The sequence below is a fragment of the Sedimentimonas flavescens genome (genome assembly GCF_019264375.1).
Lineage (GTDB): Bacteria > Pseudomonadota > Alphaproteobacteria > Rhodobacterales > Rhodobacteraceae > Rhodobacter > Rhodobacter flavescens.
Genome location: NZ_JAHVAI010000002.1, coordinates 1 through 25,858 on the forward strand (window position 1 = coordinate 1; position 25,858 = coordinate 25,858).

Annotated in this window: 24 protein-coding genes; 6 read left to right on the forward strand and 18 right to left on the reverse strand. The window is 63.2% G+C overall.

The window, feature by feature from the left end; translation table 11 throughout:
* Positions 1-313: 313 nt before the first annotated feature.
* The 7 genes from KTQ37_RS03080 to KTQ37_RS03110 all read right to left on the reverse strand — a co-directional run bounded on the left by KTQ37_RS03080 (position 314) and on the right by KTQ37_RS03110 (position 8,866).
* Complete coding sequence (locus KTQ37_RS03080) at positions 314-1,279, reverse strand: phosphoadenosine phosphosulfate reductase (RefSeq protein ID WP_218629016.1); 966 nt, start codon at positions 1,277-1,279, stop codon at positions 314-316.
* A complete protein-coding gene (locus KTQ37_RS03085) occupies positions 1,276-3,126 on the reverse strand; it encodes a glycosyltransferase family 2 protein (protein ID WP_218629017.1) in 1,851 nt (616 codons plus the stop codon). The genes KTQ37_RS03080 and KTQ37_RS03085 overlap by 4 nt, the downstream gene beginning before the upstream one ends.
* A gap of 9 nt (positions 3,127-3,135) precedes the next feature.
* Positions 3,136-4,707 carry a class I SAM-dependent methyltransferase gene (locus KTQ37_RS16705; RefSeq protein ID WP_236021052.1) on the reverse strand — a complete coding sequence of 524 codons (1,572 nt, stop codon included), beginning with the start codon at positions 4,705-4,707 and terminating at the stop codon, positions 3,136-3,138.
* 152 nt (positions 4,708-4,859) lie between these two features.
* Positions 4,860-6,176, reverse strand: a complete 1,317-nt coding sequence (locus KTQ37_RS03095) for an HlyC/CorC family transporter (RefSeq protein WP_218629018.1) — start codon at positions 6,174-6,176, stop codon at positions 4,860-4,862.
* A gap of 32 nt (positions 6,177-6,208) precedes the next feature.
* Entirely contained in the window at positions 6,209-7,159 is a 951-nt protein-coding gene (locus KTQ37_RS03100) for a site-specific tyrosine recombinase XerD (protein WP_218629019.1), read from the reverse strand.
* Positions 7,156-8,649, reverse strand: a complete 1,494-nt coding sequence (locus tag KTQ37_RS03105; protein WP_218629020.1) for a hypothetical protein — start codon at positions 8,647-8,649, stop codon at positions 7,156-7,158. The genes KTQ37_RS03100 and KTQ37_RS03105 overlap by 4 nt, the downstream gene beginning before the upstream one ends.
* A 70-nt stretch (positions 8,650-8,719) precedes the next feature.
* Positions 8,720-8,866, reverse strand: coding sequence for a hypothetical protein (locus KTQ37_RS03110; protein ID WP_218629021.1), 147 nt, complete (start codon positions 8,864-8,866; stop codon positions 8,720-8,722).
* A 190-nt stretch (positions 8,867-9,056) separates the two neighbouring features.
* Here KTQ37_RS03110 and KTQ37_RS03115 point away from each other — a divergent pair, with 190 nt between their 5' ends.
* Positions 9,057-9,620, forward strand: a complete 564-nt coding sequence (locus KTQ37_RS03115) for a shikimate kinase (RefSeq protein WP_328799684.1) — start codon at positions 9,057-9,059, stop codon at positions 9,618-9,620.
* 1 nt (position 9,621) lies between these two features.
* Positions 9,622-10,734, forward strand: coding sequence for a 3-dehydroquinate synthase (gene aroB, locus KTQ37_RS03120; RefSeq protein ID WP_218629023.1), 1,113 nt, complete (start codon positions 9,622-9,624; stop codon positions 10,732-10,734).
* Positions 10,735-10,742: 8 nt separating this feature from the next.
* Here the strand turns inward: aroB and KTQ37_RS03125 are convergent, their stop codons facing one another.
* The 3 genes from KTQ37_RS03125 to KTQ37_RS03135 all read right to left on the reverse strand — a co-directional run bounded on the left by KTQ37_RS03125 (position 10,743) and on the right by KTQ37_RS03135 (position 14,230).
* On the reverse strand, positions 10,743-11,900 hold the full coding sequence (locus KTQ37_RS03125; protein ID WP_218629024.1) for a multidrug effflux MFS transporter: 1,158 nt from the start codon (positions 11,898-11,900) through the stop codon (positions 10,743-10,745).
* 159 nt (positions 11,901-12,059) lie between these two features.
* Complete coding sequence (locus KTQ37_RS03130; RefSeq protein WP_218629025.1) at positions 12,060-12,701, reverse strand: DsbA family oxidoreductase; 642 nt, start codon at positions 12,699-12,701, stop codon at positions 12,060-12,062.
* A complete protein-coding gene (locus tag KTQ37_RS03135; RefSeq protein WP_218629026.1) occupies positions 12,698-14,230 on the reverse strand; it encodes a class I adenylate-forming enzyme family protein in 1,533 nt (510 codons plus the stop codon). Before KTQ37_RS03135 ends, KTQ37_RS03130 begins: the two co-directional genes overlap by 4 nt.
* 48 nt (positions 14,231-14,278) lie before the next feature.
* Here KTQ37_RS03135 and KTQ37_RS03140 point away from each other — a divergent pair, with 48 nt between their 5' ends.
* Complete coding sequence (locus KTQ37_RS03140) at positions 14,279-14,902, forward strand: helix-turn-helix domain-containing protein (protein WP_218629027.1); 624 nt, start codon at positions 14,279-14,281, stop codon at positions 14,900-14,902.
* Here the strand turns inward: KTQ37_RS03140 and KTQ37_RS03145 are convergent, their stop codons facing one another.
* The 3 genes from KTQ37_RS03145 to KTQ37_RS03155 all read right to left on the reverse strand — a co-directional run bounded on the left by KTQ37_RS03145 (position 14,903) and on the right by KTQ37_RS03155 (position 17,263).
* On the reverse strand, positions 14,903-15,226 hold the full coding sequence (locus tag KTQ37_RS03145; protein WP_218629028.1) for a hypothetical protein: 324 nt from the start codon (positions 15,224-15,226) through the stop codon (positions 14,903-14,905).
* Positions 15,227-15,329: 103 nt separating this feature from the next.
* Positions 15,330-15,446 (reverse strand): entericidin EcnA/B family protein, encoded by a 117-nt coding sequence (locus tag KTQ37_RS03150; protein ID WP_218629029.1) that lies wholly within the window; start codon positions 15,444-15,446, stop codon positions 15,330-15,332.
* Positions 15,443-17,263, reverse strand: coding sequence for an extracellular solute-binding protein (locus KTQ37_RS03155; RefSeq protein ID WP_218629417.1), 1,821 nt, complete (start codon positions 17,261-17,263; stop codon positions 15,443-15,445). The genes KTQ37_RS03150 and KTQ37_RS03155 overlap by 4 nt, the downstream gene beginning before the upstream one ends.
* A 291-nt stretch (positions 17,264-17,554) precedes the next feature.
* Here KTQ37_RS03155 and KTQ37_RS03160 point away from each other — a divergent pair, with 291 nt between their 5' ends.
* The gene (locus KTQ37_RS03160; protein ID WP_218629030.1) at positions 17,555-18,328 is read left to right on the forward strand and encodes a 3-hydroxybutyrate dehydrogenase; all 774 of its coding nucleotides are present in this window, start codon (positions 17,555-17,557) and stop codon (positions 18,326-18,328) included.
* Between the two features lie 53 nt (positions 18,329-18,381).
* Here KTQ37_RS03160 and KTQ37_RS03165 read toward each other — a convergent pair whose 3' ends face one another.
* The 3 genes from KTQ37_RS03165 to KTQ37_RS03175 form a co-directional block, all read right to left on the reverse strand.
* Positions 18,382-19,074, reverse strand: coding sequence for a DUF502 domain-containing protein (locus tag KTQ37_RS03165; RefSeq protein WP_218629031.1), 693 nt, complete (start codon positions 19,072-19,074; stop codon positions 18,382-18,384).
* A 64-nt stretch (positions 19,075-19,138) separates the two neighbouring features.
* On the reverse strand, positions 19,139-20,053 hold the full coding sequence (locus KTQ37_RS03170; RefSeq protein WP_218629032.1) for a pseudouridine-5'-phosphate glycosidase: 915 nt from the start codon (positions 20,051-20,053) through the stop codon (positions 19,139-19,141).
* Positions 20,050-20,955, reverse strand: coding sequence for a PfkB family carbohydrate kinase (locus tag KTQ37_RS03175; RefSeq protein ID WP_218629033.1), 906 nt, complete (start codon positions 20,953-20,955; stop codon positions 20,050-20,052). The genes KTQ37_RS03170 and KTQ37_RS03175 overlap by 4 nt, the downstream gene beginning before the upstream one ends.
* Positions 20,956-21,145: 190 nt before the next feature.
* Here KTQ37_RS03175 and rpsB point away from each other — a divergent pair, with 190 nt between their 5' ends.
* The gene (gene rpsB / locus KTQ37_RS03180; RefSeq protein ID WP_218629034.1) at positions 21,146-21,901 is read left to right on the forward strand and encodes a 30S ribosomal protein S2; all 756 of its coding nucleotides are present in this window, start codon (positions 21,146-21,148) and stop codon (positions 21,899-21,901) included.
* A 72-nt stretch (positions 21,902-21,973) separates the two neighbouring features.
* A complete protein-coding gene (gene tsf / locus KTQ37_RS03185; RefSeq protein ID WP_218629035.1) occupies positions 21,974-22,885 on the forward strand; it encodes a translation elongation factor Ts in 912 nt (303 codons plus the stop codon).
* Between the two features lie 267 nt (positions 22,886-23,152).
* Here tsf and KTQ37_RS03190 read toward each other — a convergent pair whose 3' ends face one another.
* Positions 23,153-23,926, reverse strand: a complete 774-nt coding sequence (locus KTQ37_RS03190) for a LuxR family transcriptional regulator (protein WP_218629036.1) — start codon at positions 23,924-23,926, stop codon at positions 23,153-23,155.
* A gap of 176 nt (positions 23,927-24,102) precedes the next feature.
* On the reverse strand, positions 24,103-25,854 hold the full coding sequence (locus KTQ37_RS03195) for a SulP family inorganic anion transporter (RefSeq protein WP_218629037.1): 1,752 nt from the start codon (positions 25,852-25,854) through the stop codon (positions 24,103-24,105).
* Positions 25,855-25,858: the final 4 nt, after the last annotated feature.

Below are 25,858 nucleotides of genomic sequence, written 5' to 3' on the forward strand. Positions count from 1 at the left end.
GCCGCTTTCGCGACCCAACTCACCGCAATGGGCGATCGGCTACACGAAACGGAAACGTTCCACCGCTCGCCCATTGCTCCCGCGGCGCAACCGCGCCAAACTCAACCGCGGACTCCGGCATCAGCTGGATGAATGTCGGGGGTCACAGCACATCGGGCGCAATCTCGTAATCACCTGAAAGCGCCTGCGGCAGAGGCGTTCTGAAATGCCGACCGATATCTACCACTCGGAGTAGCTTCGCGTAGTGCCGGTTCAATGTATTCAGGTCTGTCATCATGAAAGGGGTATTTGGTGCCCGTTGTCAGATCAAGCACTATGAGCGGGAAGTACGCCCCGGAATCTCGCGCCCCTGTCTGGACAATTCTTCATTCGCAGCGTTCAGGTGCTTGCGGAACATCGGGCCGCGCCGCGTTGCGAGGTAGTGCTGGCAGAACAGCGACATGAGCCAAGGATTGCCGCGTTGCTCAAGGCGAACCAACAACTCCTTGAGATAACGAGTGAAATCCCGCCTCCTGCGCAAAGCCTGATAGAAGTCGAGTTCGGTCAGGCCGCTGTCGATTGCGCTTTCGATAACAGGTTTCAGTATGCCCATCCCCTGCATTGCAGAGGCGATCCGATGCCCCATCATTCGGCAGTGTAACCTGGTAATATTGTCGCCTTGGAACAGTGCCGCATGATTGGCATCCAACTCCGCCAGCGGATCGAACAGAAGATAGACGCTGTCGGCCGCGCGCAGGCTGTCGGGCGCGTAGCCATAGCGATCGGAGAAATCGCGATCCCACGCTTTTGAGTACCGCGTCTCCCACGGCACAAGCGCCTTGTCGAGGCTCGCTTGGGGGCTGATGGTGATAACGGTTGCGCCTGGCGCGGCTGCGGAGAATGCCGCCGCCGCATACCCGCCCATCGAAGCGCCATAAAAGACAACTTGCGAGAACTGCTCAAAGAACCCTTCGTGGCGCAGGGTGTCGAAAAAGTCATAGACGGCCGGGTCTCGGTACCAGGTCCAGTCATGCGCCATTAGTCCCAGGATCGACCAGCCGTGCGAACGAATGAAATCGAATCCCCAGGGCAGGCGGTTTCCATTGAGTTCAAAGACGTGATCGAGGTTTTCGAAGGTGACAACCAGCGTATCCCCCGCCCGAACATGCAGCGCTGTGTGCTGCTCGCCCAACTCGCGGAAGAACCCGCCCTCATCACCGATACGGATCAACTCGCGCCGCCAAGCCTCGCGGCTATGGCCAGACAGGTCCGGGTTTGAAGGGATGTCGCGTGCGGTCATGTGCCAAGCGCCTCATATAGTTCGGCGATCGGCCCGATGGCGAGCGCGTCGCGGATGCGCTGCTCGTGCCACTCGCAGGCGCTATCAAAAAGCTTCGAGAAGACCGGATCGGCCATGAGATTTGCGTAGTACTCGCGCATCTTCGGAAGCAGGGCGGAAATGCTCCGATCCTCCTGCTCGTTTCTGTTCATCCTTCGCCAGTAGTCAGCGTTGCGGTCGATGCCACCATGTACGGTGCCCTTGAGCGATTTGAGCAGGAAGGACTGGCGCGAGCGCAGTGCGTAGTGGTTCACTTGTGCGAGTTCATAGCCAACACTATCGGGGCCGCTACGCCAGTTTCCCCTGGTCAACTCACGGTATCGTTCGGGCATCGGCTTGCCCGAGCCGTTCACCCAGTTGACACTATCCCAATCGCCACCATTCGGAACGAGCGGGCGATGGGTGCCCAACCGTTCGTAAGCTTTGGTTCGAAAAAGGCTTTTCAGTCCCCAGGCCTGCGCCGGACGCGGACAATCGAGCGGTGCTGCGCGATGGAACTGTTCGGTCAGGAATTCGCGCGCGTAGTGCTTGATGCCCCCGTTGCCGAAGACGCGCCAGGTGAGCGAGAACGTGTCCGCTTCGGGGGAAGCCGCGACAAGATCCTGTACGGTTCGGGCGCCGCAGTGAACGTTCAGGTACTCGTCAGCATCTAAGATCATGGCCCAATCGTGAGATCGGTAGACTGGCTCGTTCAATGTCTTGCGAAAGGCACGGATCTGATAGCTTGCGCGCTGGTTTGGGCCGCGCGTGTTGTCGCGATGGGTGGCGATGCCCAACTCCTCCAGACGTCGAACCATCAGATCGGTGCCGTCGGAACAGTCGTTCGTGAAGATCAGAAAGTGATCGAACCCTGCGGCCTGATGAAAGGCGATCCATTCGGGGATGAAGGCGCCTTCGTCCTTCATGCAAGTCACGGCAAGGAAGGTTTCGCGCTTGCGGGACTTGGTTGCCGTGGTCGCCGAGTGCAGGACGGTCTCGGCCTTGCGTTCCGCAGGAAGCGGCGCTTGTGATGGGGTTATGCTATGTCTCTTCAAAAGCTGGTCGATCAGGCAACCGTTGGGTGGTACGCCTGCGTGGCGACGTTGCAACATGCGCCGCATCCGACTGCCATAAAAGTGAACCGAAGTCGTGCGTGCACCAAAGTCTTCGAGCGAGATAAGGTCGGGCCGCAGCATCTTGCCGCGATCCTGAAACGAGACCGGATAAAGCACCTCTGGTGGGAGCGCATTGTCGATCTCACCGGTCTTGCGCAGGAAATGCGTTACCGCCGTCGGCCCCCAGACACCCCAAGGCATGTCAGAGACATGCACAGGGCTGCCGGAGGCACGGGCAGCTTCCAACGCAATGCGCTGTCGTTTCGGGAACCACTCGGGGATGGCGGTGGGGTCTTGGGTGCTGGCAAGTAATTCGGAGAGTGTGAGGCTGGAGTGCGGAAGAGCGAGAACACCGCTCGCAACGCTCTGCTCGTCCTGAAAGGCGTAATAGTGACCCGCGCGGGGGCGCCAAGGCGCTAAGCAATAGGCATCCGTATCGGCCCAGATGATCCCGTCGTCCTGCGCCAACATGCGCAACCTGAACAAATCCGCATGAAGCGAGAGCGACCCACTGCGCGTATGGCGCAGGAACGGCGGGCCGGGAAGAATAGCCGCTGCATCGGCAATCTCGACGCCTTCGGGAACGTTGGGAACGTCTCCATAAGTATAGAACCTGACTGGATGGCCGACATCCAGAAACGACTGAATGCAAAGCAGTTCAAGGTAGCTCAGCGGCCCCCCGATCCAAAGCATGCCGATGGTGTGCAGTGCCATCGTGGGCCCCTAACGCTTGTGAATGACCAGAACCTGATCCCTCTTTTCCTTCAGGTAACGCACCTGATGCAGGAATGCGCCTGAAATCTCGGGGCGGAGGGCGTCGAATTCGGCGGCCAGTGCAGGGTCAGAGTGACGGAAACTCCCGTGGTGCAGGTAGGACTGGAACAGATCCGCTGTCTTGGTGATCCCCGCGCGCTCATAGGTCTGCGGTTGCCAGCGCAGGTCTTCGATGATGTAAAGCCCGCCCGGCTTCAGCTTGGGGAACAGTTCAAGCAGCGCGAATTGCTGATGGTGCGACGCGTGCGAGGCATCGTCGATGATGATGTCGAAGGGGGGTGCATCCTTGAATGCATCGCGGATGTTTTCGCGCCGGTCCATGTCGCAGCGGGTGAAGCTGAAACGTGGATGCTCAAACCAGGAAAAATCGGAAACATCGAGGCCATGGATTTGCGCCTGCGAGAAGAACTCAAGCCACATCCGAACCGAGGGCAGATCGGTCGTTTCCCGATCGGCGCTGATGCCATGTTCCGGGCCACCGATGAACAGACCCATTTCAAGAAAACGGATCGGCTGATCCCGGTAGGGATGGAACAGCATGTTGTAAAGCTCGGTATAGCGATGCTTCGCCGGCCCCTTGTCCGAGCCGTATTTCTCCGCAAGATCACTCAGGTTCACACCGTCCGTGCTGATTGTCTTTACCATCGGCAAATGGGTCTTCGGGGTGTCGGCTTGAGGCTGTGCCGGGGCGGGCAGGGGCGCCTCACGCGGGTCAATGCCATGCTTGGCCAACAGCCGCCCGATCAGGCTGTCGGGATGGGGCAGGCCGTTCTCTTTCTCGACCAGACGCTTGCGCATCCGGCGCCCGTAGAAATGCACCGAGTAGCTGTTGGGCCGGATATAGGGCGAAGTGTCGAGGCCGGGTTTCAGCATCATGCGCCGCTGTTTGAAGGTGAACGGATAGAGCATGTGTTGGGCGAAGGAATGCTGCACCTCGCCGGTCTTGTGCAGGAAATGCGTCAGGGCATGCGGCCCCCAGACGCCCCAGGGCATTTGACCAGGGTGAAGGGGCGTGCCTTTGTCTCGCGCCGCCTCAAGCTCCGCGGCGTATTTTTCTCCATACCAGACCGGAATAGAGAATGGGTCGGAGGTGAAATCAACCAGTGCCGCCAGCGCTTCACTATCCTGAGGAAGTCCCAGGACTCCGTTGTTGATATGGGTTTCGGATTCCCAGCCATGGAAATGACCATTGTTGGTTTCGAACGTTCGAATGCAGTATGCGTCCGTATCCGCCCAAATCGTCCGATCACATTGCGCAAGCATGTTGTAGCGAAACTTGTCCGCCATCGGCGCGGGGCTGCCCGTCCGCTCGTGATCAATGAACTTCGTACGCGGCAGGATCTCGTCGGCTGAGGCGACCTCGATACCCTCGGGGATGCCAGTGACCGTGCCGTAGGTGTAAAGGCGAACGTGATGGCCCGCATCGCGGAAGGATGCGATGCAAAGCTGTTCAAGGAAGCTCAGCGGTCCCTCCATCCACAGCATCGCGATCTGGTACTCTGTACGGCTGGACGTCGCCACTCTTTACACCTCATGCCCGCTTGGCCGCTTTGGGGGATCGCACGGGCCGATGCGATCCGGGGCGAGTAGGTCCTGGCGCGTCAGGCAATCGCCCGGAAGAATGCGCGGCCCTGCTTAGCTTGTTTCGCGCCGCGCTGTCCACAGCGGCCGGTTCATCCCAACAGCGCCAGAAGCGGGCGGATCTTTATCTTGGTGATGCGGTTGTCCTTGCGCTCGATGACCTCGAAGCGGAACCCGTGGAATGAAAAGACCTGTCCCGCGTCGGGGATGGTCTGGGCCTCGTGGATGACTAGGCCGGCGACGGTGTTGGCTTCGTCGTCGGGCAGGCTCCAGTCGGTTTCGCGATTCAGGTCGCGGATCGTCATAGCGCCGTCCACGATGTAGTCGCCCGACTCGGTGGGCTTGAGCTGACGCTCGGCCTTGGGGTCAAATTCGTCAGTGATCTCGCCGACGATCTCCTCAAGAATATCCTCAAGCGTAAGCAGCCCTTTCAGATCGCCGTATTCATCAACGACAAGCGCGAAGTGCGTGCGCCGCTTGAGGAATTCGCGCATCTGCTCATCTAGCGGCGTGGTCTCCGGGACGAAATAGGGCTTCATCGCGACCTTCATCACGTCAAGGTCCGACACGCTGTCAAGCTTACCGTCGCCCGTGCGCAGGAACCGTTCGACCGCGCGCAACAAATCCTTGGCGTGGATAACACCCACGACATTCTCGCGCTCGCCCTTGTAAAGCGGCAGACGGGTGTGGGGCGAGGCCAGAACCTGAGCCAGAAGTTCGCTCGGGTCGGCTTCGGCGTCGATCATCTCGATCTGGCTGCGGTGGCGCATGATCTCTTCCACCGTGCGGTTGCCCAGATCGAGCGCCCCTAGCAAGCGGTCGCGGTCTTCCTTGTCCACCGTGCCCTCTGAGGTCCCGATCGCCAGCGCCCCGGCGATCTCTTCATGGATCGAGAACATGTGTTGATCGGCATCGGTGCGGTAGCCGAACAGGAACAGGATGCCGCGCACGATGGTGCGCACGATCGTCACGATCGGGGCAAGCAAGACGATCAGGAAGCGGATCGGGCGAGCGACCCGCGAGGCCACCGTCTCGGGGTTCGAGATCGCGTAGGTCTTGGGCAGAACCTCAGAGAAGATCAGCACAAGCGTAGTCATCACCAGCGTGGCCAGCGCAACGCCGGAATCGCCGAAGAGTCGGGTGAACAGCGCCGTCGCGAGCGAGGCCGAGAGGATGTTCACTACGTTGTTGCCCAAGAGGATCGCGCCGATCAGACGTTCGCTATCCTCGGTTACGTTCAGTGCGGCCTCGGCGCCCTTTTCGCCCTTGTCGGCGCGGTTGCGCAGCTTGGCGCGGCTCGCCGCGGTCAGCGCCGTCTCGGATCCCGAGAAGAAGCCGGACATCAGCAACAGGCCAATAATGGCGGCGGCGGTCAGCCAGAAGGCGGTGTCGAGAATAGGGGTCTGCATGACTGCCAATTAAGGATGAGGAAGGGTCAGGATCAAGTGCCATCCGTCGGGCGCGACAAGGGATGGTGGCGCAGCACCAGTTCCTTGAGATGTTCGTCGAGCACATGGGTATAGATTTCGGTCGTCGAAAGATCGGCATGACCCAGCAAGGTCTGGATCGCGCGCAGGTCCGCACCGCCTTGCAGCAGATGCGTGGCGAAGGCGTGGCGCAACACGTGGGGCGTGACCCGCGCGGGCGAGATACCGGCCGAGACGGCGATATCTTTGAGCAGCCCGTGGAACCCTTGCCGCGTCATGTGCCCCTCTTTGCTGGTCGAGGGGAACAGGAAGCGCGAGGGTGGCGTACGCCGGCTGATGCGGGCCTCTTCCTCGGCTGCATCGCGTAACTTGAGCCAGTCGCCAAGCGCCTCTCGGGCAGGTGTGGACAGGGGCACCATGCGTTCCTTGCCGCCCTTGCCGCGGATCAGCAGCACTGCCGGATCGCCTCGCGCGGCTGAGACGGGCAGCGAGACCAGCTCGGTCACGCGCATTCCGGTGGCGTAGAGCATCTCCATCAGGCAGCGGTTGCGGATCTGCTCGGGCAGGCTGCGGCCCTGATCGCGCGCGGCTTCCAGAAGGGCGTCAACCTCGGCCACGGTCAGCGTCTTGGGCAGGCGCTTGGCCTTGCCCGGTCCGCGCAGGCGGATGGAGGGGTTGTCGGCGCGCCAGCCTTCCTCATATGCGAAGCGAAACAGCTGTCGGATCGCTGACAGGCGCCTCGCGCGGGTCGATTGCGCAAGGCCCTCTGCCTCGCAGCGGATCAGGTACTGCTCGATATCGGACTGTGAAAGCGTCTCGAAGCTTAACGATTTAGCATGAGCATAGTCAGCGAAGTAGCTGAGATCACGACCATATCCCAAAAGCGTGTTGCGCGCGGCACCGGCCTCGGCTGCTTGCGCTTCGAGGAACGCGGGGATCCAGCGCGGATCTGGCGGCGCGCTCATCCGCGGCGCTCCAGGATGATCAGTTGCAGGCCCGTGCGGCGGGCCACATCGTCGAGCCCCACGTAGCGCATCAGTGACAGCCCCGCGACAAGGCGGCGGTAGTCGCCCTTGGCGCCCTCGGTGATGTCATCAATGGCGTTAAGCAGGGCTTCGCCCAGCTTGCCCGGCACCAGATGGGCATAGGGCGCAGGTACCTGGCCAGGCGTGATGTCGAAGACCTGCTTCAACGCAAGGCCAAGCTGGTCCTGCACGGGAATGCCCGTTGTGCCGCCGCGCGCAATGCCGATCAGCAGCCGCTCGTCGAGATTGGCCGGGCTGCGCGCCGCAGCGATATCCTGATAATGGTCGGTCAGGAGGCCGAGCCGGAAAGCCAGCGCGCCTGCATCGCCTTCAAGGCCCGCCTGCGCAACGCGCGTCCCGTAAAGCGCCGCCAGCGCGGGCTCCAGCTCTAGCGCCTGCATCGCCTCGTAGGCGGCGGGCAGCACTTCGGACAGCGCGTCGGTGTCTTCGCGTTCAAGCGCGGTGTCGAGATCGCCGATGATCCGCACGCGATCCCAGACCCCGCCCGAAGCGGCCGCGCGCCGCTCGGTGTAAAGGCCCAGAAGCTGGTTGGGGTCGAGCGCGCCCATCCGCGTCAGCCGCTCGGCGGCCTCAATGCGGGCTTTCCAGCCGGTGTTCGCGCGCAGGTCCGATTGCGCGAAGGCGACCGGTAGCGGGCCGGTCGGCATCGGCTGACCGATGGCCTCCATCATCCGGAAGACCAGCGGCGAGGGGCGGCTTGGCGGCGGCAGATCCTCTGTGTCATCCGCCAGTTCGGGTTCCAGAAAACGCTCCAGCAGTGCTGCGACCTCATCGTCGATCTTGCCAAGCGCGCGACCGGTGCCGAGGGTCAGCACCGCGGTATCCCAGTTGCCCTGACGCGCAAGGCAGAAAATGCGCGCCGAATAGGAGGGGGCGACCGAGGGCGTGCGCTCCATGATCTCGCAAGCTGCGTCTTCCTCGCCCAGCAAGAGCGCGACGTCGAAATGGCGGCGGAAAATCTCGGGGTCGGTTGGGTCGGACTGTTCGAGCATCGCCAGCGCGGGTTCCAGCGCGCCCAGATCCAGCAGCCGGTCGATACGCGCCAGAAACAGCACGTTGCGTCCATCAGGCGCGCGTAGGCGGGGGGGCTGCAACTCGGCCAGCAATAGCTCGATCAGCAGCGACTGGATTGCGGGCAGGGTGTCCAGGCGTTCCTTGCGCAGCGCCTCCGCCAGATCGGTTTCTGGCGTGTTCCCCCAAAGGCCAGGCGGAAGCCCGGTCTGCGATGGCGGCAGCAATCCCAGACCGTTTGCAGAGGGCCGATCGAGCGAGCTGATCGCGACATCCTCGGTGCCGACACCTTCGGTCACGGGCGGTTCGCTCAGTGGTTGACGCGATGCCGCCGACGTTCCTGGCGCCATCACCGCAGGGGTCACGACCGAGCGCGACAGCCAATCAATGGCCGACATCGGCTCTGTTTCGGCCGAAGCGGACGAGGCAAGAAACGCCCCGAAAAGAATGGGAATCAGAGCTTTGCGCTCAGTTGCCACTCGTGCCCCCCGGGAGGGAGATCTCGACGGTCTGCTCGGAGCTTTCCGGGGACATGTCGCCGAAATAGGCGAAGCCCACGACGGCCAGCGCGCCCAGAACTACCAGCGTGAGAATGGCCTTGAAGATGCGCCCCATGGTCTGCCTTTCGTTTCTTCTTTTGGTTCGATGCGGTTCGTTTTGCCCGATGGGGGCCGGAAAGCCCATATCCGATGCGATTATATATGGCATTTCTTGGAAGTTCACGCCATTCAAGGCGCAGACGATCACGATTGCGCAAGGGACCGCCGATTGGCGCGATTTTGCGCAAGCCAGACGGAGACCCAACGTGCCCAAGACGAGTTCCAGACCGCAAGCCCTGCGCAAGACGGTTGTCCTCGTGGGGATGATGGGGTCCGGCAAGACGGCGGTGGGCACGGCTTTGGCGCGACTGCTTGGGGTGCCATTCCTGGACAGCGACGAAGAGATCGTGAAGGCCGCGCAAATGCCGGTGGCCGAGATTTTCGAGCGCGACGGTGAGCCCTTCTTCCGCGCCCGCGAATCGGAGGTGATCGAGCGTCTGCTTTCGGGGCCGCCTGCCGTGGTCTCGACCGGCGGCGGGGCGTTCATGTCCGAACGCAATCGCGAAATGATCGCGCGGCTTGGGGTTTCGGTGTGGCTGAAGGCCGATCTTGACCTGCTGTGGAACCGGGTGAAACACAAGAACACGCGCCCGCTTTTGCGTACGGCCGATCCGAAAGCGACGCTGACCAACCTGCTGGCGCAGCGCGAGCCGGTTTACGCGCTGGCTCAGGTCGCTGTCGAGGCCGAGCCTGCCCTGCCGATCGAGGCGATGGCGCAGAAGGTTGCAGATGCTTTGCAGGCCCAGGGCGGCCTGTTCGAGGAGGAATAAGATGCGCGAAACGGTGCGGGTTGAGTTGGGCGAGCGCGCCTATGAGGTGCGGATCGGCTCGGGGCTGGTTGCAAATGCCGGGGCCGAGATCGCCCCGTTGCTGCGCCGTCCGCGCGTGGCGGTGATCACCGACGAGACCGTTGGCGCTCTGCATCTTGAGGCCCTGCGCGACGGTCTTGGCGATGTCGAGATGGTCAGCCTTGCGCTGCCGGCGGGCGAGTCCACCAAAAGCTGGCCACATTTTGCCCGCGCGTGCGAATGGCTGTTGGAACAAAAGGTCGAGCGCAAGGATATCGTTGTTGCTTTCGGCGGTGGGGTGATCGGCGATCTCGTCGGTTTCGCGGCGGCCGTGTTGCGGCGCGGCGTGCGCTTTGTTCAGATCCCGACCACGCTCTTGGCGCAGGTGGATAGCTCGGTCGGCGGCAAGACCGGGATCAACGCTCCGCAGGGCAAAAACCTGATTGGCGCCTTCCACCAGCCCTCGCTGGTGCTGGCCGATATTGACCTGCTCGACAGTCTGCCTAAGCGCGACTTCCTGGCCGGCTATGGCGAGGTGGTGAAATACGGCCTTTTGGGTGATGCAGCCTTCTTCGACTGGCTGGAGACGAACGGCCCGCTGCTTGCGGCGGGCGACAAGGCCGCGCGGCTGCGCGCGGTGACGCGCTCGGTCGAGATGAAGGCCGAGATCGTCGCACGCGACGAGACCGAAGAAGGCGACCGCGCGCTTTTGAACCTTGGGCATACCTTCTGCCACGCGCTGGAAGCCGCCACCGGTTATTCGAGCCGCCTGCTGCATGGCGAGGGCGTAGCCATCGGCTGTGCGCTGGCGTTCGAGCTATCGCAGCGCCTCGGCCTGTGCAGCCAAGAGGCGCCAAGCCGGGTGCGGGCGCATCTGGCCGCTATGGGCATGAGGGTGGATCTGGCCGATATTCCAGGTGACCTGCCGGACAGCGAGGGGCTGATTGAGCTGATGGCGCAGGACAAGAAAGTCCTCGATGGCAAGATGCGCTTCATCCTGGCGCGCGGGATCGGGCAGGCCTTCGTCACCTCGGACGTACCGCGCGATGTGCTGAAATCGGTGCTCGATGACGCGCTGCGTAGCCGTCAGGGCTGAGCGGCGCTTCAGTCGAACTCTGCCGTCCGCCGCATCAGCAGCGCCGCGGCGGCCGAGCAGATCAGCGTGGCCAGAACAATCGGCGTGGCGGTTCCGTTGAACAGCAACCCGACCGGCGCCGCGATCAGCACTGCGCCCACGGTTGACACAGCGGTCACCGCCGAGGCCACCGTGCCCGCGATATGGCCCATCTTCTGCATCGCCAGCGCATTCAGATTGCCGAAGGTCACGCCCGCCATGAAGAACACGCTGACCGACCAGGCGAACACAACGGCAAAGCCGAACCCGTCTTGCGGCAGGCCAAGGCCGAGCAGACCGAGCATCAGCGCGGAAGACACCACCTGCATGAGATAGGCTGCGCTTACGATCGGGCGCATCCCGACATGCACGACGAAGCGGGCGTTCAACACCGACCCCGTCCCTGCCAGCAATGCCATCAGCGCAAACCACTTGGGGAAGCTGTCTCCCGCGCCATAGGCCGCAAAAAGCTGCTGCGACGAGGACAGAAGCGCGAACATCTGCCCAAAGCCGAGCGTCAAGACCGCCGCGTAAAGGCGCACTGCACGATCAGAGAACACTTCTTTGACACCGGCGAACACCGCAGCCGGTCGCAGCGAGCGCCGGGCCGCGCGCGGGAGGGTCTCTGGCTGGCGGAGATTGACCCAGGAAAGGCCGAAGATGCCGAAGACGACAAAGGCCCAGAAGACACCGCGCCAGTTGCTCAGATGAATGATCATTGCGCCGATCGAGGGCGCAATCGCGGGCACAAGGATGAAGATCATCATGATGATCGATGTCACGCGCGCCATCTCGCGGCCGGCGTAGATGTCGCGCACCAGTGCCATCGACACGATCCGCGGCGCGGAGGCACCAAGGCCTTGGATGAACCGCGCGGCCAGAAGGGTTTCCAGGCTGCCCGCCTGTGTCGCGAGCATCGCTCCAACAATAAAGATTACGATGCCCACGTTAATCGTCGGCTTGCGTCCGAATGCGTCTGAGATCGGTCCAACGACGAAGGTGCCAACCCCGAGACCCAGTACGAAGGCGGTCAGCACCAGTTGCGCGCTGTTCACATCCTCGGGCGAGAGGGCTGCGGCGATCTGCGGCAAGGCTGGCAGCATGGCGTCGATCGAGAAGGCGACCGTTGCCGTCAGCGTGGCGAGCATAGCGGTGAATTCAGGCAGGCTGAGGTGCCGCGACGCGACGGGCGGAGGCGATGAATGGGTCACAGAATAGATCCTTTACGGCGGCTAACTTAGCGCCGTCAGCGTCAATAGCCATATGCAGCGGCGCTCCGCCCCGCGCAGGGGGCTGTGCAGAAATGCTCAGTCCGCGGGGCTGTCCTGCGCCAGCAACTCGTCGATGACCTGCAGCCAGGTTTCGGTCGGTTGCGCGCCAGACAGGACATATTGATTGGCGATCACGAAGGTGGGCACGGCGTTCACACCGCGCTCGCGCGCATGGGTTTCGCGCTCGGCGATGACATCCAGATCGGCGTCCGAGGCCAGCAGGCGAGTAACCATGTCGCGGTCCATTCCCATCTGCGCACCGATATCGGCCAGCACTTCGGCGTCGCCGATATCGCTCCCCTCGCGCCAATAGGCGCGCATCAGCGCAGCGAAGACAGGGGTCTGGCGCCCCTCGATCCCGGCCCAATGAATCAGGCGATGTGCATCGCGGGTATTGGGCATGGTCTGGATCGAGGTGACGTCCAGCTCGATCCCGGACTCTTTCGCGGCGTCTAGGACTTGCACATAGTAGCGCGCGGCATCGGCGCGGCCGAACTTGGCCTCAAGGTAGGCGGCACGCGGCATCCCGCCTGCGGGCATCGCGGGGTTTAGCTGGAACGGATGCCAGGCGATGACGAAGGGATGGTTCGGGCGGGCCTCCAGCGCGCGGTCAAGCCGTGCCTTTCCGATCAGGCACCAGGGGCAGACAGGGTCGGCAAAGATATCGAGGCGGATCATTGTTCGGTCTCCGGCGGCAGAGGCCAGCCTGCGCGCAGGGCGCGGCGGTCGATCTTGCCATTGGCGTTGCGGGGCAGGGTGGCGACGTGGCGCCACAGGCGGGGCTGTTTGTAGCGCGCAAGGTTCTGCGCGGCATGCGCGGTCAGGGATGCTTCACTCGCCGCTCCGGTCCAGGCAAGCGCGATCACCGAGGCCTCGGCCTTGACGCGGATCTCGACGGCGGCGACCTCTCCGGCATCGGGGCAGGCGGCTATCGCGGCCTCGACCTCAAGCGGCGAGACCCGGAAGCCACCCGCGTTCATCATGTCATCGTCGCGCCCAAGGTAGGAGATCGCACCATCCCCGGCCATTGCAGCGCTGTCGCCGGTCAGAAACCATTCACCGTCAGGGGTGAAGCGCGCGGCCGTTTCCCCGGGTTGCTCCCAATAGCCAAGAAACAGGCCGGGGTCGGTGCGGTGCACCGCCAGTATGCCCGCCGCGCCACGGGCCACAGGCACGCCGGTTGGGTCCAGCACAGCGATGCTGCGGCCGTCCTGCGGGTAGCCCATCGCGCCCTCTGGCGCCGGACGCGTGGGTGAGGCCGAGATGAAGGTCGAGCATTCGGACATCCCAAGTGCCTCGAAAATCTTGGCCCCGGTAGCTTCGTTCCAGCGCGCACGGATCGAGGCGGGCATGGCTTCGCCCGCCGTCAGGCAATGGCGCAGGCGCGGCAGAGACAGCTTCGCATGTTGCTTGAGGATCTGTCGATAAACACCGGGAACAGCAGCGAAAATGGTGGCATCAAAGCGACGAAGCAGCAGCGGTAGCTTGTCGGGTGTCACCCCCGCGCCGGGGATCAGGGCGGTCGCGCCAAGCGTCCAGGGGTCCATCAAACCGGTGCCGAGCGTATAGGTCCAGTTGAAGGCCCCGGCGTGCAGCAGGCGGTCAGCGCCGGTCATGCCATACCATCCCTGATGCATCATCTGGCGCGCCCAGATTGCGCGATGGGCATGCATCACGGCGCGCGCCCGCCCCGAGCTGCCCGAGGTGTAGATCAGGTAAGCCAGCCGGTTCGGATCGCCCATCGCATAGTCGCAGGGGGGCAGAGCCTCGAACCCGCGCAACGCCGCCTCGGGGATAATCAGCGCGGGCCAGTCGGGCAGGGCGATCCCTTCGCCCGCGATGATCGCGGCGGGGCGGATCTCCTGCGCGATGCGTGTCACCTCAGGCACCGTCAGCTGCGACGACGTTGGCACCGGTACAAGGCCCACGGCAATGGCGCCAAGGAAGGCCACGGGAAACTCGGGCGTATTGCCAAGCCGCAGCAGGACGCGGTCGCCGGGGGTGAGGCCCGCGGCCAGAAGGCCGGTGCCCGCGCCGCGCACGGCGGCCTCAAGGCGAGCGTAGGACCAACGCTCCGCCCCGGTGGGGCGCAGGATCTGCATCGCGCTGCGTTCGCCCATGCTTGGCGCGCAGGCCAGCACACGCGCCGCAAGATTGAACGCGGCGGGCGGCGGGGCAATCGGGGGCGAGGCATAGACAGCGATCATATAGGTCTGCTACGTCCAAGCCGGTTCCGATGCAAGTCAGAGGCCAGGATGGGCGAGATCGAGCAGGCTAAAATCATTCGCATCGCGCGCGAGAGCGGCGAGGAAATCTCGCCCGAGCCGATTGATCTGGCTTCGCGTGTGCGCGAACTGCGCCGCGCCCGTGGCTGGACGCTGGAGCAGGCGGCGAATGCCGTGGGGCTCGCGCGTTCGACGCTCTCAAAAATCGAGAACGGGCAGATGTCGCCGACCTATGAGGCGCTAAAGAAGCTGGCCGAGGGGCTGGAGATCTCAGTTCCACAGCTGTTCACGCCGCCCTCAAAGGGGCAGGTGATGGGGCGGATGGCGGTGACCAAGTCGGGCGAAGGTGCCGCGCATATCACCACGACCTATGAGCATGAATTGCTGGCGGGCGCGCTGCGCACCAAGCAGATGCTGCCCTACCGTGCCCGCATCCGTGCCCGCAAGGTCGAGGAGTTCAACGGCTGGGTGCGCCACGACGGGGAGGAGTTCCTCTATGTCCTGACCGGCGTCGTGCGGCTTTACACCGAGTTCTACGAGCCCGTCGAACTCAAGCGCGGCGACAGCGCTTATTACGACGCCTCGATGGGACACAACCTGATCTCGGTCAGCGCCGAGGATGCGACCGTGCTCTGGGTAACCTCGCTTAGCTGATCACTCGCGCCCGTCGTCGCCAAAGCGGGAATCGTCGTCATACTCATCTTCGCCCTCGGGGACGTATTTGGCCGAGAGGGCGATGGAATGGTTGTCGTGACGCGGGTCCATCACCACGTCCGAGGGTAGCTCTCCCATCATCCATTCGCGGATTTCCTCGCGCGCGTCGCCGGGTTCCTGGCCTGACAATTCGGCGATATAGACGATGAAGGCGCGCTGATCGCCGTCGATCTCTTCCAGTTCCGCCTCGTCGGCCTCAGGCCAGCGATCCAGAATGGCGTCGTAAAAGGCTGCCCAGTTTTCCTGTATGTGATGCCATTTCATTGACAACTCCTTGCCGGGGCGCGACTCCTTCGCTCGCACGCCCTTGGTAAAGTTTGCGCCTCAACGTCTCGAAAGAAAAGGAAAATCGCGCGGGCGGAAGGTGTCAGAACCAGCCCTGAACCGTGCGCGCGCCGCTTGAGACGTCATCGCCCACACCCGCGACAGTGTTACAGCCAGCCAGTGCCCCCGCCAGGGCTGCCAGAAGGATCAGTTTCTTCATTGCGCTTCCTCATACCACCAGACATCGGGCTGAAAGCCCGGCCAATCCCCGTATAGCGGAAGCCGCTCGGGGAAGTGAAGTTCACGAATATGTGCCAGCCGCGACACGCGCGAATACCAGCCGGGGATCACGTAGCGCCCGGCGGTCAGGATGCGGTCGAGCGCCTGGGTTGCAGCGACGAAATCCTCGGTCTCGCGCGCGCTGACCATGGCGGTGACCATGGCCTCGGCGGCGGGCACATTCATGCCCATCCAGTTGCGCGAGCCCGGCTCCGCCACGCCGCGCGCGCCCCAGTAGAGCATCTGCTCATTGCCCGGCGAGAGTGACAGCGCGCGCACATACCAGGCCATGTCGAAGTCATAGGAGTTGGTGCGCGCAGTGTACTGCGCGTCGTCGATATTGGTCACCTTCGGGAAGATGCCAAGCCGCGAGAGCCCCTCGACGTAGATATCAACAACCGAAGAGGTCTCGGCGGCGCCCTGTTGCAGGACGATTTCGAAGGTGAAGGGAGTGCCGTCCGCGTTCTTCAGCACGCCGTCCTTGTCCACCTGCCAGCCGGCCTCCTCAAGCAGCTTGATGGCCTTGCGTGTGTTTGCACGGTTCAGCTCAGACCCGTCCGACGACGGCAGTTCGTAGCCATCGATGACGCCGGGCAGCAGATCGGCCGCGAAGGGCGCAAGCAGTTCGGCAACCTTGCCCTGCGCTGCGCCCGGCTGCATCCCCAGAACCGAGTTCGAGAAGAATGAGGCGATGCGCGGTTCGCTGCCGTCATTCAGCGTGGCGTTGATGAACTCGAAGTTGAAGGCGAGCATCATCGCCTCACGCACACGCCAGTCGGCGAAGACCGGCTTGCGGGTGTTCATCACCAGACCCTGAATGCCCGAGGGGCGCTGGTGCGGGATCTCGGATTTGACGACGCGGCCATCCTGAACCGCCGGAAAGTCGAAATCGCGCGCCCATTTCGCGGCGTTGGTTTCGCGCCAGGTGTCGATCTCGCCGCCCTTGAAAGCCTCGAAGACGACCCCGCCATCGCCGAAATAGTCGTAACGGATCTCATCGAAATTGTGCTGGCCGCGGTTGAAGCCCAGATCTTTACCCCACCAGTCGGGGTTACGCCGCAGGCTGATGTATTTGCCCTGCTCGACCCGGTCGATCAGGTAGGGGCCGGAGCCGACGGGCGTGGTCAGCGTTTCCTCGGCGAAGGTCTTTCCGTCCCATTGCGCCTTCTTGAGCACGGGGCGCATCCCCATCAGCAGCGCAAGCTCGCGGTCGGGCTCGGAGAAGGTGAGGCGCAGGCTGCGCGGCCCGGTCTGCTCCATCTTGGCAACCTTGCGCCAGGCGTTCTGGTAGCGCGGGTGGCCCTCGGTGCCGAGGGTCTCATAGGACCACATCACGTCTTCGACAGTGACGGGCGAGCCATCTGAAAAGCGCGCGCTTTCGCGCAGGGTGAACTCGACCCACGAGCGCGCCTCATCGGTCTCGACGCTTTCGGCGAGCAGCCCGTAGAGGGTGAACGGCTCATCATAGCTGCGGCCCATGAGCGATTCGGTGACATAGGCGGAAATCCCCTGCGCGGCGCGCCCCTTGAGGATCCAGGGGTTGAGGCTGTCGAAGCTGCCCGATTCGCCCATACGGATTCTGCCGCCCGTCGGGGCGTCCGGGTTGGCATAGGGCAGGTGTGCGAAACCCTCGGGCAGGGCGGGGGCACCGTACATGGCGATCGCGTGCTGCGGCTCTGCCCAGGCGGTGGCCCCAAGCAAAACAGGGCTAAGCGCCAAGAACGCGGCCCGCAGAGCACGAATAATCACCGATCTCATCATTGCGACACACCCTGTCTAACGTCCGAATTTGAACTGCAAGCTAAACGCCGACGCGGGGTTAGGCAAACTTTTCCCTTGGATAGGCGAGAGGTTAGGCGTATATAGAAAGCACTGCTCGATAGGTTTCTTGCCTGTATGAAACCTGCCTCATGACTTAACGCCCGCCTTGTGCGGGCGTTTTTTTCTGCCTCGCTCCTCCCTTCACAGTTTTTTGTTCAAGCGGCATGGATATTGCCGCGCAGTGGGATAATCTCGCGCCGGAAATCCGTTGGAAGGAGAGAGATGACCATGACGCTCAAGGGAAAGACCGCCATCATTACCGGCTCTAATTCGGGCATCGGGCTCGGCGTGGCGCGAGAGCTGGCGAGGGCGGGGGCGAATGTTGTGCTGAACTCCTTCACGGACCGGCCCGAGGACCACAAGCTGGCCGAGGATCTTGGCAAGGAATTCGGCGTCGTCGCACGCTATATCAAGGCCGATATGTCAAGCGCCGAAGAATGCCGCGCGTTGGTCGAGCAGGCGGGTATCTGCGACATCCTCGTGAATAATGCGGGGATCCAGTATGTCTCGCCGATTGACAGCTTCCCGGTGGACAAGTGGAACGCGATCATCGCGGTCAACCTCAGCTCGGCCTTCCACACCACGGCTGCGGCGCTGCCGATGATGCGCGAGGCCGGTTGGGGCCGCGTCGTCAACATCGCATCGGCGCACGGGCTGACGGCCTCGCCCTACAAGTCGGCCTATGTCGCGGCCAAGCACGGCGTCGTCGGGCTGACAAAGGTCACCGCGCTTGAAACGGCGGAAGAGCCGATCACCTGCAACGCGATCTGCCCGGGCTACGTGCTGACCCCGCTGGTCGAGGCCCAGATCCCCGATCAGATGAAGACCCACAACATGGGCCGCGAAGAGGTCATCAAGAAGGTGATGCTTGAACGCCAGCCCTCGCGCGAGTTCGCAACGGTCGAGCAACTGGGCGGCACTGCTGTCTTCCTGTGCTCGGATGCGGCAGCGCAGATCACCGGGACGACGATCTCGGTCGATGGCGGCTGGACGGCGCTCTAATGAAAGCGGCGCCGGGGCGAGGGCCTCGGCGCCGTGATCGCTGAGGGCGGGCCTTATTGCGGCGCGCGCTCTTTCGTGGCGGGTTTGTCGGGCGATTTCGGGCTTGGATAGACCAGACCGGCCGAGATGATCAGCTTCGCGGCATCCTCGACACCCATGTTGAGGTAGGTGATCTGCGACTGCGGTACAAACAGCAGGAAGCCCGAGGTCGGGTTCGGCGTCGTCGGCAAGAATACCGAGATCAACGGATCATCCGGATCGGCATTGCTGGCGATCTCACCCTTCGCGCGCGACGATACAAAGGCGACCGCCTTGAGCCCCGGCCGGGGGTATTCGATCAGACAGGCCTTGTCGAACTTGGCCTCGCCCTGCGACAGGACGGTTTCGGCGATCTGCTTGAGCCCGTTATAGACCGAGCGCACGACCGGCATACGATCCACCAGCCGCTCTCCGGCGCGCAGCAGCGATCGACCGATCAGACCCTTGGCGAGCCAGCCCACGACGATCGTGAAAAGCAGGAAGATCAGAACGCCGATTCCGCGCAGGTTGATGCCGACATACTGCTCGGGGCGCCACGGGTGCGGCACCATCGGCAGCACCCAGCTATCGACCCATCCGGCGACGGTCCACATGATCCAGACCGTCAGGCCGATCGGTGCAATGACCACAAGCCCGGTGAGGAATGAGGCCCGCAGCCCCGCGAAAACGCTTCTGCGGCGGTGGGGCTCGGGGGGCGGCGTGGTCATGTGGTGATCCCTATGGGTGTTTCCCGTTAGTTAGGGATGCCCAATTCAAGGCGCAATGGGCGCGCTAACGCCGCGCGCAGATTTCGGCAGCTATGCGGCTTGCAAGCCTCGCATTGTTCAGAACGAGGGCGATATTGGAGTCAAGCGAGCGTCCATCGGTCAGCTCAAAGATACGTTGCAGAAGAAAAGGGGTCACAGCCTTCGCGGCAATCCCATGTGCGGCAGCCTCGGCCAGCGTGGTTTCGATCACCGGAACGATCTCTTCGCGCGCGATCTCAGCCTCGGGCGGGATCGGGTTGGCAACCAGTTGTCCACCGTTGAGGCCCAGTTGGGCGCGCATCAGATGCGCTTCGGCAATCTGCGCAGCGGTATCGGCGCGTAGCGGTGCCTTGAGCCCCGAGTTGCGCGACCAGAAGGCCGGAAACTCGTCTTGACCAAAGGCAATCACCGGTACGCCATTGGTTTCCAGAACCTCCAGCGTCTTGGGCAGATCGAGGATCGCCTTGGCGCCCGCGGCGACGACCGTCACCGGGGTCAGGCCTAGCTCCGCGAGGTCGGCCGAGATGTCGAAACTGTCCTCGGCCCCGCGATGTACGCCGCCGATGCCGCCCGTCGCGAAAACAGCGATGCCCGCAAGCGCGGCGCAAATCATCGTGGCGGCGACGGTCGTCGCCCCGGTCCCGTTCGCGGCAAGGCATACCGCCAGGTCGGCCCGGCTGAGCTTCATCACATCCTCGGCCTGCGCAAGGCGCTCCAGTTCCTCGTCCGTCAGGCCAATATGGATATGCCCGCCCATGATCGCGATGGTCGCGGGGGTGGCGCCGGCAGCGCGCACCTCGGCCTCGACCGCGCGGGCGGTTTTTAGGTTCTGCGGATAGGGCATCCCATGCGTGATGATCGTGGATTCGAGCGCCACGACGGGTTTACCCGCATCAAGGGCGGCGCGGACTTCAGGGGCGAAGGTGAGGGGGGCGGTCATATGGCCATTTCTCCGGAAACGTAACGCGCTGCGGCCTTGAGCGCGCAGGCAAGGGCTTCGGCGCGCGGTGCACCGTCGCGTTCGGCGACGAGATGCGCCGCCATGAAAGTATCACCCGCGCCGGTGACCCGGGTCACCATGACGGCGGGCGGGTCTGCAACCAGAACACTTTGCTCATCCCCGATCCGTGCGCCGTCCGCAGCCGCCTTGCCGCCGTCGGTTACCAGCGCACGTGTCGCCCCGCGCGCCAGCAGACCGCGCGCTGCAGCCTCGGCGCTGTCGAATTCGCGCTGGCACAGGATGCCGGCCTCTTCGAGGTTCACATAAAGCGTCGTTCGCGGGTGGCGCAGCAGGGGGGCAAGACGCTCGGCCTTGCCGGGGCTGGCGGGGGCCACACGCAGATCTGCGCGGGCGAAGAGGGGCGAACGCGCGATCTCGGACAGCAGCGCCTGGGTCAGGTTGCCATCAAGCGCAATCGGCCCGGACCACGGAGCCGCAGCGCTGCCTAGGCGACCGTCGGCCAGCGGGCGCAGGATCTTGTCGCCTGCCTGCTCCAGTGAATGCGCATCGGCAATGGCGGCAATCAGGCCGTTCGCGCCCTCGATTGCCATGTAGCGGTCGGTCGGCAGATCGTCCGAACGGTAGAGATAGCGGCAGTCGATGCCCTGCACCTCGGCCTCGGCAATCAGGTCGGCGCCCTGGCTATCGCGTCCGATGGCGGTCAGGATCGCCGGGCGCAGGCCAAAGCGTGTCAGCGTCATGGCAATATTCATCGCCACACCGCCCGGCAGGCGCAGGATATGGCCTGGCACATCCGAACCCGCGCGCATATGAACCGAGGCGCGCCCGATGATGTCCCACAGGACCGAGCCGATGCAAAGGATGTCGGGTTTGTCTGTCATGCCTCTTGGTGCATCTCATTGTTGGCCGACGCAAGAGGGCAGGGGGTTGCCATGGCGATCAATGGGGGCTATATCGCGCGCACTTCACAGGCGGAGGCGGGCCTTCGGGGGAGAAATCCCCGTTCGGTCCACCGGTTGGGGTAATCCCCCTGATCCTCCGCTCAGGCGCAAACCGGAAAAGGAATTGGACATGGCGCTTCCTGAATTCTCCATGCGTCAGCTGCTCGAAGCTGGCGTTCACTTTGGCCACCAGACGCAACGCTGGAACCCGCGTATGGCGGAGTTCATCTACGGCGACCGCAACGGTATCCACATCGTCGACCTGACCCAGACCGTCCCGATGCTGGACGCTGCTCTGCAAGTCGTGCGCGACACCGTCGCCAAGGGCGGCCGCGTTCTGTTCGTCGGCACCAAGCGTCAGGCCTCGAAGGCCGTCGCCGAAGCCGCTGAAAAGTGCGCCCAGTATTACATGAACCACCGTTGGTTGGGCGGCACGCTCACCAACTGGAAGACCGTTTCGCAGTCGATCCAGCGTCTGAAGCAGATCGACGAAGTGCTCGCCTCGGGCGCCGAAGGTCTGACCAAGAAAGAGCGCCTCCAGATGGAGCGCGAGCAGACCAAACTGCAAGCCTCGCTCGGCGGTATCCGCGAGATGGGCGGTCTGCCGGACCTGCTGTTCATCATCGACGTGAACAAGGAAGACCTCGCCATCCTCGAAGCCCAGAAGCTGGGCATCCCGGTTGTGGCCGTGGTTGACACCAACTGCTCGCCCAAGGGCGTTGACTACATCATCCCGGGCAACGATGACGCCGCGCGCGCCATCGCGCTCTACTGCGACCTCGTGAGCCGTGCGGCTCTCGACGGCATGACCGCCCAGATGGGCGCTGCCGGCGTCGATCTCGGCGCGCTCGAAGAAGCGCCCGTCGAGGAAGCTGCCGAGGCCTGAGGCGTAGTCCGTCACACGGATGACATCGGGCGGGGGTAACCCCGCCCAGACCCAATTCAGAGGAGAGATCCCATGGCGATTACCGCTGCGATGGTGAAAGAGCTGCGCGAAACTTCGGGCGCAGGCATGATGGACGCCAAGAAGGCGCTGACCGAGACCAATGGCGACATGGAAGCCGCCATCGACTGGCTGCGCACCAAGGGCCTGGCGAAAGCCGCCAAGAAAGCCGACCGCGTGGCCGCCGAAGGCCTGATCGGTGTGGCTGTTGATGCCGGCCGTGGCGTCGCCATCGAGATCAACTCGGAAACCGACTTCGTCGCCAAGAACGCCGACTTCCAGAGCCTGGTCCGCGAGATCACCAAGATCGCGCTGGAAACCGGTGAATCGGTTGAGGTCGTCAAGGCCGCCGATCTGAACGGCGAGACCGTCGAGCAGGTTCTGACCAACGCCATCGCCCGCATCGGCGAGAACATGACCTTCCGCCGCATGCACATGCTGGAAGGCGACAGCGTTGTGTCCTACGTTCACAACTCCGCTGCCGAAGGCATGGGCAAGATCGGCGTGCTCGTCGCGCTGAAGGGTGATGCGGCCAAGGCGCAAGAGATCGGCAAGCAGTTCGCGATGCACATCGCGGCGACCAACCCGCTCTCGCTCTCGGAAGCGACCCTCGATCCGACCGTTGTCGAGCGCGAACTGCAGGTGCAGACCGCCAAGGCGCTGGAAGAGAACGCGACCTCGGCCAAGCCGAAGCCCGAGCAGGTGATCCACAACAACATCATCCCGGGCCGGATGAAGAAATTCCTCGCCGAGAACACGCTGCTTGGACAGGCTTTCGTCATCAACCCGGATCTGACCGTCGAGCAGGCCGCCAAAGAGGCCGGCGTCGAGATCACCGGTTATGCCCGCGTCGCCGTTGGCGAAGGCATCGAGAAGAAAGAAGAGGACTTCGCCGCCGAAGTCGCCAAGACCATGGCTGGCGCCTGATCTTTCGCCTCGCACAAACAGAACGCCGCCCCGACCGGGCGGCGTTTTGCTTTGTCTGGGTCCGTTTCTCAGCCCCAGAAAAGAGAAAGGCCGGACGTCCGAGAATACGAACGCCCGGACCTAGTCCGGAAAACCGGAGAGCTAGTCCGCTATCGGAACAATCATCGACCTCGTTCCAGCCCTTGTTCCTGGCCAAAGCCACCACTCACGGAACCATTCTAGGAAACCATATCGGCAGAAAAACGCCAGTCCGGTTTTCCTGTCCTTTCAGTAGTTTTTGCTGCGTTGCGGCGGCGGCCCCGCAAGGAATATCTGTTTTTGCACTGAGGCCTTCAGAACTGCCTGCGCTGTCGTCTCGACATCCAGCGCATCGCGGGTCAGGCGCAGGTGTTTTTCCACGGTCGCGACCGTCAGGCCCATGATCGTCGCGATGTCGGCCGCCGTTTTGCCGTCGGCGACCCATTCGAGCACCTCGCGCTGCCGAGGGGTCAGCGAGCCACGCTTGGTCTTGTAGGGCAGGGACGAAATCCGCAGATGGGTGACATTGTTGATCACCATGAGCTCGCGCCCATACTCGTTCCAGATCGCATCGACCTCGTGCTGGCGCAGATCCTCGCGCGCGCAGAGGCCAATCCCCCCCTTGGTGCGCACATTGACATCGGGAAAGCTGATCGACACGCCCGCGCGCACGCCGTGGCGCAGGTTGAGTTCGATCACCTTCATCTCGGCCGCGTTAAACTTGCCTGTCTCCATCTGCTCGGCGATCCAGCGCCACGAGCAATAGCCGACATTCTGCGCGGCCCATTTGACCATCGGGCCGTCGTTGAACGCGCCAGTGTCTAGGAACGCGGTCAGATAGGCCGGATCATGGTTCGACAAGATCAGCGTGTCGTCGAGATTCCCAAAGCCGTTGGAGGTATGAAAACGGGTGAGTGCATAGAGAAGTCGGTCAAATCCGTATTGCGCCATGCGCTCGCAATGCAGCGCCCAGATGGAGTCGATGTCCTCGCAATTCAGAATCTGTTCGAGGTGTTCGAGCATTTGCTCTCCAAAGGGCGATCCATTGTAGCCTCAGCCGCCTCGGCCATGGCGGAGGCGATTGTTGCAGAAAGGGAAACGGTAACTGTGCGCGTTGCGCTGAATCTATAACCTATCTAATTCGTCCGCCGCAAGTTGCAGCAAGAAAACAAATCAAAACGGCTCGAAAACGAAATATGCTATCGCGCAGTCTCGCAGCGTGGGGCACTTTGGGTTCCCATCGTCAGGTCGGGCGAAAGGGCGCAGAGCGCGTCATGATGGGTCAGGAACACCTGCCCGCCGAGATGCGTGATGAGGTCGGAGCGTTTCAGCCGGTCCATCACCGGCCCCTTGACCTCGGACAGATGCAGCAGAACGCCCGCGTCCTTGAGTTGCTGGTTCACCGCCTCAAGTGCCTCAAGCGCCGAGGAGTCGATGAAGTTGACCGCCGGGCAGTTCAGAACCACGTGCCGGATGGCGGGATCGCCGGCGACGGCGCCATAGATCGTGTCTTCAAGAAAGCGCGCATTGGGAAACCAGAGGCTTGCATCGACGCGCAAAGACAACACATCCGGCGCGGTGATGACGCGATGGCGGTTGATGTTGCGGAAATGCTCGGTCCCCGGAACCTGGCCCAAAACAGCATAATGCGGGCGCGAGCTGCGCCACAGTTGCAAGAGCACGGAGAGACCAACGCCGGCGGAGATCCCGGCCTCGACGCCGACGCCGAGGGTAACAAGGATCGTCGCGACCATCGCCAGCGCATCGCCGCGCGAATAGTTGTAGGTGCGCCGGATCGCGCCCAGATCGACGAGGCTGAGCACCGCAACAACGATGGTCGCAGCAAGGGTCGCTTGCGGAAGGTAGTAAAGCGCCGGGGTCAGCAGCAGCGTGGCCAGCCCCATGCCGATCGCAGTAAAGGCCCCTGCGGCGGGCGTTTCCGCCCCGGCATCGAAATTCACGACCGAGCGCGCAAACCCGCCGGTGACCGGAAAGCCCCCCGAGAAGGCCGAGGCCAGGTTTGCCCCCCCAAGCGCCACCAGTTCCTGATCCGGGTCGATCCGCTGGCGCCGTTTCGCGGCCAGTGTCTGCGCGACCGAGATTGTCTCGACATAGCCGACAATGGAGATCAGCAGGGCTGGCACTGCCAGTTGCGCCCAAAGTGCGAGGTCGAGCGGCGGCATTGCGGGGGTGGGTAGTCCTTGCGGAACGCGGCCCACGACGCGCACGCCTTCGGCCTCAAGGTTAAGCCCCCATGTCGCCAGAATGGTTACGAAGACCGCGAAGACCGGAGCCGCCCGCACCATCAGGCCTGCAAGTCGCGCCCGCAGGCCGAGCGCGATCAATGCGCCGCGCAGGCCGTTGCGCGCCCAGAACAGAAAGGCGACGGCTCCGATGCCGATGATCAGTGTCGGTGTGTTTGTCGCGCCCAACTGCTCGGTCAGTGACCCGACGATTTCGGGCAATGTCTTGCCATTCGCCGAGATGCCCAGAAGGTGCTTGATCTGACTGGCGGCGATCAGGATGCCCGAGGCCGAGATGAAGCCGGAAATGACCGGGTGGCTTAGGAACGACGCGATGAAGCCAAGGCGCAGGAAGCCCATGGCCAGCAGCATCGCGCCAGACAGGAAGGCCAGCGCGATGGCGGCGCCCAGATATTCGGGCGTGCCTTTCGCGGCGATCTCGCCCACCGCGGCGGCGGTCATCAGCGAGGCCACCGCGACCGGCCCGACAGCAAGCGCGCGCGAGGTGCCTAAGAGCGTGTAAAGCAGCAGCGGCGCGATAGAGGCGTAGAGGCCCACGTGTGCGGGCAGCCCGGCCAGCAAGGCATAGGCCAGCGACTGAGGGATCAGCATGATCGTGACGATCACGGCCGCGACCAGATCGGCCTCAAACGTCGCGCGGTGGTAGTTCGGCGCCCATGTCAGAATCGGAAAATATCTTTTCAACATGGGC